Source organism: Actinocorallia aurea, assembly GCF_054783995.1.
This window is the reverse complement of the sequence record NZ_BAAGPQ010000015.1, coordinates 84,280-95,937: the sequence shown is the minus strand read 5'-3', so window position 1 is coordinate 95,937 and position 11,658 is coordinate 84,280. Positions and strand designations below refer to the sequence as shown.

At 74.1% G+C, this 11,658-nt stretch carries 13 protein-coding genes; 6 read left to right on the top strand and 7 right to left on the bottom strand.

Annotated features, from left to right (window positions below; translation table 11 throughout):
- Positions 1 to 22: 22 nt before the first annotated feature.
- The gene (locus ACYVOM_RS20110; RefSeq protein WP_460304955.1) at positions 23 to 1,561 is read left to right on the top strand and encodes a class I adenylate-forming enzyme family protein; all 1,539 of its coding nucleotides are present in this window, start codon (positions 23 to 25) and stop codon (positions 1,559 to 1,561) included.
- A gap of 111 nt (positions 1,562 to 1,672) precedes the next feature.
- Here the strand turns inward: ACYVOM_RS20110 and ACYVOM_RS20105 are convergent, their stop codons facing one another.
- On the bottom strand, positions 1,673 to 2,515 hold the full coding sequence (locus ACYVOM_RS20105; protein WP_460304954.1) for an alpha/beta fold hydrolase: 843 nt from the start codon (positions 2,513 to 2,515) through the stop codon (positions 1,673 to 1,675).
- A 71-nt stretch (positions 2,516 to 2,586) separates the two neighbouring features.
- On the opposite strand from ACYVOM_RS20105, the gene ACYVOM_RS20100 reads away from it, so the two are divergent.
- On the top strand, positions 2,587 to 3,354 hold the full coding sequence (locus ACYVOM_RS20100) for a TetR/AcrR family transcriptional regulator (RefSeq protein ID WP_460304953.1): 768 nt from the start codon (positions 2,587 to 2,589) through the stop codon (positions 3,352 to 3,354).
- Between the two features lie 16 nt (positions 3,355 to 3,370).
- Here the strand turns inward: ACYVOM_RS20100 and ACYVOM_RS20095 are convergent, their stop codons facing one another.
- From ACYVOM_RS20095 to ACYVOM_RS20085, 3 genes are read right to left on the bottom strand one after another with little or no spacing between them, the layout of a single operon-like run.
- Entirely contained in the window at positions 3,371 to 3,841 is a 471-nt protein-coding gene (locus tag ACYVOM_RS20095) for a GNAT family N-acetyltransferase (RefSeq protein WP_460304952.1), read from the bottom strand.
- Positions 3,838 to 4,035, bottom strand: coding sequence for a hypothetical protein (locus ACYVOM_RS20090; RefSeq protein WP_460304951.1), 198 nt, complete (start codon positions 4,033 to 4,035; stop codon positions 3,838 to 3,840). The genes ACYVOM_RS20095 and ACYVOM_RS20090 overlap by 4 nt, the downstream gene beginning before the upstream one ends.
- Positions 4,036 to 4,086: 51 nt before the next feature.
- Entirely contained in the window at positions 4,087 to 4,860 is a 774-nt protein-coding gene (locus ACYVOM_RS20085) for a helix-turn-helix transcriptional regulator (protein ID WP_460304950.1), read from the bottom strand.
- Here ACYVOM_RS20085 and ACYVOM_RS20080 point away from each other — a divergent pair.
- The 3 genes from ACYVOM_RS20080 to ACYVOM_RS20070 all read left to right on the top strand — a co-directional run bounded on the left by ACYVOM_RS20080 (position 4,852) and on the right by ACYVOM_RS20070 (position 7,289).
- On the top strand, positions 4,852 to 5,736 hold the full coding sequence (locus tag ACYVOM_RS20080; RefSeq protein WP_460304949.1) for an NADP-dependent oxidoreductase: 885 nt from the start codon (positions 4,852 to 4,854) through the stop codon (positions 5,734 to 5,736). The two genes, ACYVOM_RS20085 and ACYVOM_RS20080, sit on opposite strands and share 9 nt — an antisense overlap.
- 118 nt (positions 5,737 to 5,854) lie before the next feature.
- A complete protein-coding gene (locus ACYVOM_RS20075) occupies positions 5,855 to 6,493 on the top strand; it encodes a LysE family translocator (RefSeq protein ID WP_460304948.1) in 639 nt (212 codons plus the stop codon).
- A 40-nt stretch (positions 6,494 to 6,533) separates the two neighbouring features.
- A complete protein-coding gene (locus ACYVOM_RS20070) occupies positions 6,534 to 7,289 on the top strand; it encodes an SDR family oxidoreductase (RefSeq protein ID WP_460304947.1) in 756 nt (251 codons plus the stop codon).
- A 6-nt stretch (positions 7,290 to 7,295) separates the two neighbouring features.
- Here ACYVOM_RS20070 and ACYVOM_RS20065 read toward each other — a convergent pair whose 3' ends face one another.
- The 3 genes from ACYVOM_RS20065 to ACYVOM_RS20055 form a co-directional block, all read right to left on the bottom strand.
- Positions 7,296 to 8,774, bottom strand: coding sequence for an MFS transporter (locus tag ACYVOM_RS20065; protein ID WP_460304946.1), 1,479 nt, complete (start codon positions 8,772 to 8,774; stop codon positions 7,296 to 7,298).
- A 169-nt stretch (positions 8,775 to 8,943) separates the two neighbouring features.
- On the bottom strand, positions 8,944 to 9,831 hold the full coding sequence (sigJ, locus tag ACYVOM_RS20060) for an RNA polymerase sigma factor SigJ (RefSeq protein ID WP_460304945.1): 888 nt from the start codon (positions 9,829 to 9,831) through the stop codon (positions 8,944 to 8,946).
- The gene (locus tag ACYVOM_RS20055; protein WP_460304944.1) at positions 9,828 to 11,006 is read right to left on the bottom strand and encodes an NAD(P)/FAD-dependent oxidoreductase; all 1,179 of its coding nucleotides are present in this window, start codon (positions 11,004 to 11,006) and stop codon (positions 9,828 to 9,830) included. The genes sigJ and ACYVOM_RS20055 overlap by 4 nt, the downstream gene beginning before the upstream one ends.
- A gap of 304 nt (positions 11,007 to 11,310) precedes the next feature.
- On the opposite strand from ACYVOM_RS20055, the gene ACYVOM_RS20050 reads away from it, so the two are divergent.
- Complete coding sequence (locus ACYVOM_RS20050) at positions 11,311 to 11,649, top strand: hypothetical protein (protein WP_460304943.1); 339 nt, start codon at positions 11,311 to 11,313, stop codon at positions 11,647 to 11,649.
- The last annotated feature ends 9 nt before the right edge of the window (positions 11,650 to 11,658 follow it).

The window sequence follows — 11,658 nt, the reverse complement described above, 5'->3', positions numbered from 1 at the left end:
ACCCCGATCGAAGGACCCCGCCATGCACCTCACCGCAGTCCTGGAGCGCGCCGCGCGCCGCGCCCCCGCCAAGGCGGCGCTGGTCGCCCACGACCAGACCGTCACCTACGCCGAACTGCTCGACCTGGCCCGCAGGGCCGCGACGGTGTTCCGCGACGCCGGAGTGCGGCCGGGCGACCGGGTCGCGGTGATGACGTTCAACACCCCGGGCTTCGTCGTCGCGGCGTTCGGGGCCTGGTTCGCGGGGGGCGTCCTCGTGCCGGTCAACCACAAGCTGACCGTGCCCGAGACGCGTTACGCGGTCGAGCACAGCGGCGCGGTCGTCGGCGTCGTCGCCGGTGAGCTGGCCGGGACCGCCGTCGCGGCGGGCCCGGGCACCGCCTGGCTCACCACTGAGACGGCCGCCGAGGGACTGCCGGACTTCGACGCGCTGACCAGGGCCGCGACGCCCATCGCCGGGGCCGTCTCCGAGAATGAGGACGCCCCCGCGCAGTTCCTCTACACCTCCGGCACGACCAGCTCGCCCAAGGGCTGCGTGCACACCCACCGGACGATCTCGGCGGTGGGGCCGCTCATCACCAGCACCCTCGGGTTCACCCGCGACGAGCGGTTCCTGCTGGCGATGCCGATCTGGCACGCCGCGCCGCTCAACGACTGGCTGCTCACGATGGTGTTCCTCGGCGCGACCACCATCCTGCAGCGCGAGTACGACCCCGTCGGCTTCCTGCGCTCGGTCGAGGAGCACAAGGCGACGGCGTTCTTCGGCGCGCCCATCGCCTACCTCGCACCTGTGCAGCTCGCGCGCGCGGGCAGGCTCTCGCTCTCGGACTTCGATCTGTCGAGCGTCGACAAGTGGCTGTACGGGGGCGCGCCCTTGGGCGAGCAGGTGGCCCGCTCGCTTGTCGCGGCGTACGGGACGGACAGGTTCTTCCAGGTCTACGGGATGAGCGAGATGGGCCCCGTCGGCACCGCCCTCTACCCGCAGGAGCAGCTCACCAAGGCGGGCTCGATCGGGCGCGGCGGCATGCCGGGCGTCGACCTGCGCGTCGTGAGCGCGGACGGCGAGGACGCCGGTCCGGGCGGAACCGGAGAGATCTGGCTGCGGGCCGACACCCGCATGACCGGCTACCACGGCAACCCCGCCGCGACCGCCGAAGCGTTCGCCGGCCCCTGGTTCCGCACCGGCGACGTCGCGCGGATCGACGAGGACGGGTTCCTGTTCATCGTCGACCGGCTGAAGGACGTGATCATCGTCGGCGGCGAGAACGTGCACTCCCAGGAGGTCGAGGAGGCGCTGCGCGGCCACACGAGGATCACCGACGTGGCCGTTGTGGGCCGCCCGCACCCCGAGTGGGGCGAGACCGTCGTCGCCGTCTGCGTGACGTCCGACGGCGAGGACATCTCGATCGAGGAGGTCCGCGACTTCCTCGCCGACCGGATCGCCCGCTACAAGCTGCCGCGCGAGGCCGTCACCGTCGCGTCGCTGCCGCGCAACCCGTCGGGAAAGCTCACCAAGCACCTCATCCGCGACGACCTGGCGAAGTCCGCCGCCGACGCCTGACCGAGCCCTCGAAGAACCCCGAAGGAGATGCCCGCGCCCCGGGGCGCCTCCTTCGGCGTTCCGCGATGAACGCGCCCGTCGGAACGCCTTTTGTCCTCGCCTGGTCGCTCGTCACCGGCTGAGCGGCGCGTGCGCCTTCAGCCACGGGTGCAGCAGGGACAGGACGGGGCCGCTGAGCATCGCCGTCATGTGGTCGAGGCCGGGCAGGAGGTCGACGGTCCAGCCCTGGGCGGTGAGGTCGGCGCGGCGGGCGGCCAGGGCGGTGGCGATGCGGACCGTCGTGTCGCCCCAGCCGGGGCCGTAGACGATGTCGTCGTCGGATCCGGCGAAGGCGAGGCGCGGGACGGTGAGAGCGGCGGCCGCCGCGGTGTCGTCGAAGCCCTGGAGCGCCTCGTAGAGGGTGACGAACTGGCCGGTGACGGCGGGGTCGGGGACGGCCTGGACGGTGTCCCAGTCTCCGGGAACGGCTTCGGGCACCACCTCCGGCGGGTTCACCGCCTTGGCGTGGGCGGCGCGGGTGACGGCGAGCATGGCGGCGTAGGGGCCTTCGGCGGGCGGGTAGCCGCCCATGGCCAGCGCCCAGAGGCGGTCGGTCCGTACGGCGAGCTGGAGACCGGCCAAGGCGAGCCACGAGTAGCCGTAGTAAGCGAACCGGTCGGCTCCCGCGGCGTCGGCGACGGCGAGGAGGTCGGCCGAGAGGCGGTCGGGAGTGAGGGCGCCGGGGACGCTCATCCGGTGGCCCTCGTAGTCGGCGGTGATGACGGTGAAGTCGGCGGCGAGCGCGTCGGCGAGGACCTCGCCGAGGTCGGGTTCGGCGCCCCAGGCGCGCATCGCGGCCGCGGTCGCGGGGTCGTGCGGCGCGGTGCGCACCGGGAGCAGGAGGGCGGGCCCTGCGCCCCGGACGTCGGCGGTGAGCGTGGAGCCGTCGGACAGCGGTACCGGCACTTCCGGCATGGGTCCCCCTCGCGCGTGCGGGATTGGTATACGGTGTAGAGAAATAATGACCGTACACCGTAGGGAATTGCATGGCGACCCGGTCCGGCACCGCCGACGACGCGGAACTGCTCAGGCTGCTCTGGCGCCGTCCGGGCGCGGAGGCGCCGCGCGGCCCCGGCCGCAGGCCCTCGCTGACGCTCGGCGCGATCCTCGACGCCGGGATCGCGCTCGCCGACGACCGGGGCTCCCCGCCCCTGTCGATGCGGCTCGTGGCCGACCGCCTCGGCTGTACGCCGATGGCGCTGTACTCGCACGTCGCGAACAAGGGGTTCCTGGTGCGCCTGATGTACGACCGGGCGCACGCGGAGTTCGCTGCCGACGATGCCCCGGATCCGGCCGCCGCCGTGCTCGCCTGGGCCGACGCGCTGGCCGATCTCTACGCCCGGCACGGGTGGCTCACCGAGGTGTCCTGGGCCCGTCCGGTGCTCGGTCCGCACGAGCAGGGCGTCCTGGAATCGCTGCTCGGCAGGCTCGTGCCGCTGTCCCTGCGGGCCGACCGCGTCCGCGCCGTCGTCTCGGGCCTCTTCGCCCTGTGCCGCAGCACCGGTCGGCTCGTCGGCGACGCTCGCCACGCCGAGGAGACCTCACCCGAGGCCGTCTGGTGGGCGGCCCATTCGGCGGCCTTCCAGGAGGCGGCCCCCGACTTCGTCAGCCGCTTCCCCCTGTCGGCTGCCTTGGGCGCCGCCCCGCGCTCGACCCCTCTGCCCGAGGAGGGCACCTATCTGGAACGCACCGCCCGTGCGGAGCTTCGCAACGCCGTGCTGCTCCTGCTCGCCGGAGCCGCGTCCCCGCCCTGATCCCGCCCTCGTCGGCTCAGGGCAGGCGCATGGCCAGCCGGGGGCCGAGGGCGTGCAGGCCCGCGGTGATCTCGGCCCGCCAGTGTTCGCGCAGTTCCGGCCCGAACTCCTCCGGGGGCAGCTCCACGAATCCGAAGCGGCGGTACCAGGGGCCGTTCCAGGGCACGTCGCGGAAGGTGAGCAGGGTGAGGCCGCCTTCCGCCTCCGCGATGACGGCCCGCAGCAGCTCGCTCCCGAGCCCCCGCCCGACCTGGTCGGCGCGCACCGATATCTGCTCAAGGTAGGGCAGTCCGTCGACCTCCGTCACCGCCGCGAACCCGGCGACGGGCTCCCCGACGACCAGGACGCGCGCCCTCCCCGCGAGCCCCTCGATCACGGTGGGCGCGGCCGCGAACACGATGCCGACCGCGGCGAACAGCGCGTCGCCGCTTGCCTCGATGCCGGGCAGTTCCGGCAGGTCCCGCGCCTCAGCCTCCCGCACGCTCACCGGGGGAGCGCCCTGTCGTCCAGGGAGAGCGCGAACGCCGGCCTGCCCTGGCCCGGCTGCCGGCCCCGCTCCAGCACGAAGGTCAGCGGGGATTTCCCGAGCCCCTGGGCGTAGGTCGGCCGCCGCGGGATCCTCCACCGGAACGCAGGTTCGCCGACGTCGATCAGCCGCGCGTTCTTCTTCGCCATCGCCATGTCGAGGACCCTACGTGCGCCCGTCCCGGCGTCCGACGGGTTTTCGGCGCGTCAGCGGGTGCGCCGGTAGGCTCCCGGGGAGGTGCCGTGCGCGCGCTTGAAGGCGTGGGACAGGGAGAACTCGGAGGCATAGCCCGTGCGGGAGGCGACGGCGGAGAGCGGGGCGTCGGTCTCGCGCAGGAGGCGGACCGCGAGGACCATCCGCCACCAGGTCAGGTAGGCCAGGGGAGGGCGGCCCACAAGGGTCGTGAAGCGGCGGGCGAACGCGGCCCGGGACAGGCCCGCCGCGTCGGCCAGGGACCGGACGGTCCAGGGGCGCGCAGGGTCGGCGTGCAGCGCGGACAGGGCAGCGGCGACGGCCGGGTCGCGGAGCGCGGCGGCCCACCCGGCTCCGTCCGGCTGCTCGGCCGACCAGGCGCGCAGGACGTAGACCAGAAGCAGGTCCAGCAGGGCCGGGACGGCAGCCCAGGAGCCCTGCGCCGGGTCTTCGGACTCGGCCCGGAGCAGCTCGATCGCCGCGCCCAGCCGCCGGTGCCGTCTCGACTCCAGCCGGACCGTGTCGGGCATGCCGAGCAGGAGCGGGTGGACGCGTCCGGAGGCCAGCCGGTACCCGCCGCAGAGGGTCACGGTACGGGGCCCGGTGCCGCCCGCGGTGTCGGAGACGAGCAGCGGCGCGTCCGAAGCGGGGCCGAGGACCGGTGCTGGGGCCAGCGGCCGGTCGGGGGAATCGGCCAGGATTGCGCAAGAGACGATCGCGCAAAAGATCAGGACTTCTCGGCATTCATCATCTCGTCCGATGTACCTAGGGTCCGACACATGATGCATGCCGCGAGGTTCCACAGCTACGGTCCGCCCGAGGTCATCGGGATCGAGCGCGTCCCCGTCCCGGAGCCGGGGCCCGGCGAGGTGCTCATCGAGGTCGCGGCCACCTCCTTCAACCCGACCGAGGCTGCCCTGCGCGCGGGGCTGCTGCGAGCGGTGCTCCCGCTCGCCCTGCCGCACACACCGGGCTGGGACGTCGCGGGCACCGTCGTGCGCGGGGCCGGGCCGTGGTCGGCGGGCGACCGGGTGGTGGGCCGGGTCGACGCGGGCGGAGGCGCCGCCCGCTACGCGGTCGCCGAGGCGGAGACGCTTGTAGCGGCTCCGGACGCGCTGCCCCTGGCGCACGCCGCGGCGCTCCCGGTGGCGGGCCTGACGGCGTGGCAGGCCATCGTCGAGCACGCCGCCGTGCGCGAGGGCGACCACGTCCTCGTCAACGGGGCGGGCGGCGGGATCGGCGGCTTCGCCGTCCAGCTGGCCAAGCTCCGAGGGGCGTTCGTCACCGCCACGGCCGGCCCGCGCAGCGCCGCCGCGGTCCGGGGGCAGGGCGCGGACCGGGTCGTGGACTACACCTCCCGGCCGCTGCCCGGCGGGGCCGACGTCCTGATCAACCTGGTCCCGCTCGGCCCGGAGGAGGCCGCCGCGCTCCCGGCGCTGCTCCGGCCGGGCGGCCGCGCGGTCTCGGCCGCAGCTCCGATCCCGGGCCACCCCCACTTCGCCGCCCGCAACGACCCGGCCGACCTCGCCCGGCTCGTCTCCCTCGTCGACGCGGGGGCTCTGGCCGTGGACGTCTCCGAGACCCTCCCGCTCGCCTCCCTCCCGGACGTCCATGCCCGCAGCGAGCGAGGAGGCGTCCGCGGCAAGGTCCTCCTCATCCCCTGACGGATGGCGCGGCGTCTCACGCGGGGCGCGGCCGGGCGCTCGCGGCGCGCCTGATCGGGCCACTTGTTCGGATTGGCACTGGAGCCCGGAGCGGGTCCCGGGCCAGGGTGAGGGTGTGGTGAACAGTGGAGCGGTCCTGGGGATCGCGGCGGTGGCCCTCGGCATGGTGCTGACCCCCGGGCCGAACATGGTGTACCTGGTGTCGCGGTCGGTCGCGCAGGGGAGGCGGGCGGGCTTGGTGTCGCTCGCGGGCGTGGCCGCGGCGTTCGCGGTGTACGCGGCGGCGGTGACCGCGGGGCTCGTCGCCGTCTTCGCGCTCGTGCCGGCGCTCTACCTTGCGCTCAAGCTGGCCGGGGCCGCCTACCTGGGCTGGCTCGCCTGGCAGGCGCTGCGCCCCGGAGGCAGGTCCGCGTTCACGCCGCGCGACCTCGCGCCGGACCGGCCGCGCCGCCTGCTGGCGATGGGCTTCCTGACGTCGCTGCTCAACCCGAAGATCGCGATCCTCTACGTGTCGCTGCTGCCCCAGTTCGTCGATCCCGCGCGCGGCCACGTCGCGCTCCAGAGCCTTCTGCTCGCCCTGGTGCAGATCGCCGTGGCCGTCACCTTCAACGGCCTGTTCGTCCTCCTCGCCGGGTCGCTGTCGGCCTTCCTCGCGGCCCGCCCGTTCTGGCTGGGCCTCCAGCGCCGCGTCACCGGCTCCGTCCTCGCCGTCTTCGCCGTCCGCATGGCCACCGACCGGACCCCCGCCGCCGTCTGACCCGGGGGTTGGCCGGAAGGCCGGTGGGAAGGGGGACGCCATGAAGATCGTGGTCATCGGGGGCAGCGGGCTGATCGGACGGCAGGTCGTCGCGCGGCTCGCCGAGCAGGGGCACGAGGCGGTCGCGGCCTCGCCGTCGAGCGGTGTCGACGCCGTCACGGGAGAGGGGCTGGCCGAGGCGCTGCGCGGCGCGGACGTGGTGGTCGACGTGGCGAACTCGCCGTCGTTCGCCCCGGACGACGTCATGGGGTTCTTCACCGCCTCGACCCGCAACCTGCTGGCGGCCGAGGCCGAAGCCGGGGTGGGCCATCACGTCGCCCTGTCGATCGTGGGGACGTCCCGGCTGCCCGACAACGGATATTTCCGGGCCAAGCGGGCGCAGGAGGAGCTGATCGAGGCGTCCGCGATCCCGTACACGATCGTGCAGGCCACCCAGTTCTTCGAGTTCCTCGGCGGCATCGCCGACACCGCGGCCGAGGGCGGCGACACGGTGCCCATCCCGCCCGTGGCGTTCCAGCCGATGGCCGCCGCGGACGTCGCCGAGGCCGTCGCCCGCGCCGCGGCGGCCCCGCCCCGCGACGGGTTCGTGGAGGTCGCCGGACCGGACCGCCTCCGCTTCGACGAGGTGGTCCGCACCGCGCTCCGGGCCCGCGGCGACGCCCGAGAGGTCGTCGCCGATCCCGCCGCGCGCTACTTCGGCTCCACCCTTCAGGAGGGCAGCCTCGTCCCCGAAGGCCCCGCGGAGTTGGGCCGCGTCTCCTTCGCCGACTGGCTCAAGGCCGACACCTCCCGGTGAGCGGGGCTACGCACGGGTCGTCTCCGGCTCGGGCACCGGCTCCGGGACGGTGCGCGAGGCTCGGCGGAGCGCGCCGAACAGGACGGCGAGGGCGGCGAACAGGACCGCGGAGACCGCCGCGTTGACGTGCAGGCTCGCGGTGAACGCGGCTCGGGCCTGCGCCAGCAGCTCCGCGCCCTGACCGGCGCCGGAGCTCGCGGAGACCGCTTCGGCCAGCGAGTCGGACGCGCCGTCCATCTCGCCGCGGTAGACCGCCGCGGCGAGCACGCCCAGCAGCGCGAAGCCGAGCGAGCCGCCGAGGTAGCTGGCGGTCTCCGACAGCGACGCCGCCGACCCGGCCCGCTCCGGCCGGACCGAGCCGACGACCAGCCCGGTGCCCAGCGCGAACAGCGGGCCCGTGCCCAGCGCCAGGATCGAGATGCCCGCGACCACCAGCGGCAGGGCCCGCGCCCCGTCGGCGCCGACGAGCAGCAGGCAGCCCACCGCCGACACCGCGAGGCCCCCGGCGATCGCCGTCGGCGCGCTCATCCGCCCGGCCAGCGCGGGCGAGGCGAGGGTGCCGACCGCCACGCCCAGTCCCATCGGCGCGAACAGCAGCGCCGACACCCCGGGGGAGTGCCCCAGCACGTTCTGGAGGTACTGGGTCACCAGCAGGCCCGTCCCGGCCATGGCGATCCCCGCGAGGACCAGCGCGACGAGCACCGCGGCGACCGGACGGGAGCGCAGCAGGCGCAGGTCGAGCAGCGGCCGCTCCAGCCGCAGCTGCCGCCGCACGAACACCGCGCCGAGCACCGATCCGGCGACGACCGCGCCCGCGGGAAGGAGCGCGGCGCCGCCTACCGCGAGCTGCTTGACCCCGTAGACGACCGGCAGGACCGCCGCGAGCGACAGCACGACGCTGCCGGGATCCAGCCGCCCCGCGCGCTCGCCGCGTGACTCCGGCAGCAGGAACGGCCCGGCGACCAGCAGCAGTGCCATGGCGGGCACCGCGACCAGGAACACCGAGCCCCACCAGAAGTACTGGAGCAGGAACCCGGCGAGCACGGGCCCGAGCGCGCCGCCCGCGAACTGGCACGTCGCCCAGATCGCGATCGCCCTGCCCCGCTCCCGCTCGTCGCGGAACATGTCAGTGATGAGCGCCAGCGTCGAGGGCGCGAGGGTGGCCCCGGCGACGCCCAGCAGCGCCCGCACGACGATCAGCGCCAGCGGCCCGGTCGCGAACGCCGCCGCGACCGAGAGGACCGCGAACCCGGCCGCGCCCGCCAGGAGCAGGCGTCTGCGCCCGATCCGGTCGCCGAGCGTCCCCATGGTGATGACGAGCCCGGCGACCATGAACCCGTAGCCGTCGCTGATCCACAGCTGCGCGACGCCGTCCGCGCCCAGATCGGCGCTCAGCCGCGGCAGCGCGAGCAGCAGCGCCGTGGTGTCCAGTGCGACCAGGAAGGTCGGCAGCAGGAGCAGCAGGAACCCCAGCCGGTAGCGCATCTTCGGCACCTCTTCTCTCTCGATGACTCCCCAGGAGGTCGGAGCGGAGAAGCGGTCCTCTACATCGGCGGCGAGATCGGTTTCCGCGGAGCGTCGCAGAACTCCGGCGCACCCCCGAGGCCGCGGCCGTCCTGATCGCGGACGGCCTCGGCCTACGCCCGCCGCTGGGTCAGAGGTCGCGGACGGTGCCTTCGGCGACGGCGGCGAGCTTGTCGGGGTTCGCGAGGTTGTGCAGAGCGGTGATCAGCCCGTCGGGCCCGATGTCGAGGCACACGGTCGACAGCACCCGGCCGGCCGCGCGGAAGACGAGCGCGGGCGACCCGTTCAGCGCCACGAGGGAGACGCCCATCTGCTCGGGCTTGACGCCCTCGTACGGGTGCCTGCCCATCTGCGCGAACCAGGCGGCCACCCGCTCCGCCCCGATGATCGGCTTGAGCGCCTGGCGGACCTTGCCGCCGCCGTCCGTCCACAGGGCGACGTCCGGGGACAGCAGGTCCATGAGCGGGTTGAGGTCGCCGCCGCCGGCCGCAGCGAGGAACCGCTCGGTGACGTCCCGGCGCACCGCCCGGTCGGCGGTGAAGCGCGGCCTGCGGGCCTGGACGTGCTGACGGGCCCGGTGCGCCGCCTGGCGCACCGCCGCCTCGGACCGGTCGACGGCCAGGGCGATCTCCGCGTAGTCGAACGCGAAGGCCTCCCGCAGCACGAACACCGCCCGCTCCAGGGGGCTCAGCGTCTCCAGGACGACGAGCAGGGCGATCGAGACGGTGTCGGGATCGGGCGCGTCGTCACCGGTCGGGACGGGTTCGGGCAGCCACGGTCCGACGTAGGCCTCCCGCTGGGACCGCGCCGAACGCAGCCGCTCCAGCGCGAGGTTCGCCGTGGTGCGCGCGAGGTAGGCCTTGGCGTCGGCGACGCCGGACCGGTCGGCCGCCGACCACCGCAGCCACGCGTCCTGCACGGCGTCATCGGCGTCGGCGGCCGAGCCGAGCACCCGGTAGGCGACGGAGAACAGCAGCGCCCGGTGCTCCTCGAACACCTCCTGCCCCGCGGCGCTCACCGCGCGCCCTTGGTGGCGCGGCCGCCCTTGGTCCAGAAAGCCCCGGAGGCGGGTATCCGCCGCATCCGCAGGAACGTCGGCCAGGGGGCGGCGGTGACCGTCTCCTTGTACTTCACGGCGGCCCTGCCCGTCAGGACCAGCCCGCGCGGGGCGCCGTCGGGCCGGGTGAACTGGACGACGGCGTCAGCGCGACCGAGGCTCACCGGTGTGTGGAAGTACCCGAAACGGAAGGGTTCCGGCGCCTTGCCGTCGAGGTTCCGGAGGAGGGAGAGCGCGGCGTGCACGCCGCTCGGCATGCCGCCCTGGCAGGTTCCGTGCATCACGCCGTAAGTCTGGCGGATCGCCGCGGCGTCTCCGACGGCGTAGACGTCAGGGTGGGACACCGAGCGGAGCGAGGCGTCGGTGACGATCCTGCCGCGCTCGTCGACGGCGAGCCCGGCCGCTTCGGCGAGCGGGGAGATCCGCGTCCCGGCCGTCCAGACGACGACGTCGGCGGGCACCGAATCCCCGCTCGCGAGGGCGACGTGGTCGGGAAGCACCTTCACGACCTCGTCCATGACGGTCCGGACGCCGAGGCGGGCGAGGGCTTCGCGAAGGTGCCTTCCGGCGCGCGGGTGGAGGCCCGCGCCGGGCTCCCTCCTGCCGAGAAGGGTGACGCTGAGCCCGGGGAGGCGTTCGGCGATCTCGGCGGCGGTCTCGACCCCGGTGAGGCCGGTGCCCGCGACGACGACGGACCCCGCCGCCATACCCCCGAGCCTGGCCGCGAGCCGCGCCGCCGCGTCCGCGCCGTCGAGGGTGAGGGCGTGCTCGGCCGCGCCGGACGCGTCGGCGGTGTCCGCGACGGATCCGAGGGCGTAGACGAGCGAGTCGTAGTGCAGCGTCCTTCGGCCGTCGAGGACGACGGTGCGGGCTGCCGCGTCGACGGCGGTGACGAGGCCCCTGACGAACTCAGCCCCGGTGCCCGCGAGCACTTCCGGGATGCTCGGCCCGGTCGGCTCCGTCCCCGCGCCGACCTCGTGCAGCCGCATCCGCTCGGTGAACGCCTCGCTGCCGTTGACGACGGTGACCCGCACCCCGTCCCGGCCCCGGACCCGGGTCGCGAGTTGCACCGCCGCCGCCATGCCCGCGTACCCGGCGCCGAGGACGACGATCCTGTGTCCGCTCCGCACGTCCATCTTCTGCCTCCCTGGGTGGTTCCGACGCCCACTAGATGAAGCGGGGGCCGTCCCTGTGACATGGAGCCGATATGACGTGGCTCACACGATGAAAGGTGCAGTTATCCCAGGGATTCTGTCTCTGCCACCTGGTAATCGGTGGTGATTTGCCAGGATTTATTTACTGCTGCACCCTTTGACGCGGCGCACATTAGGCCATTTAGTGGGAAATATGCCGTCCGGGCCTGTATCTGATGCTTTCTGCGCGCACCGGAGGCCCTCGTCGCCGGTAGTCCCCGGCGCGAGTACTCGATGGGGGATATGGATGAACCCGAAGAAACTGCTGGTGAGCGGCGCTCTGATCGCCGGACTCGCTTTCGCGCCCGCGCACGCCGCCACGGCCGCCGCCGTCCAGACCCAGGCGCAGCGGACCACGGTGGCGGCGAGCGTCGAAACGGTAGGAAAGGTAAAGCCCAGGAACAACCGGCAATACAACAGGGGCTACCGCGACGGCTACCGCCAGGGCGTCAGGGACGGCCGCAGGTACTGCAAGAAGAGCAGTGAGCGGCGCAGCTACTCGTCCGACAAGAAGAGCGCCTACACCCGCGGCTGGGTGCGCGGCTACAACGACGGCTTCGCGTGGGGCTGCCGCCACCGCCACTGATCATCCGAG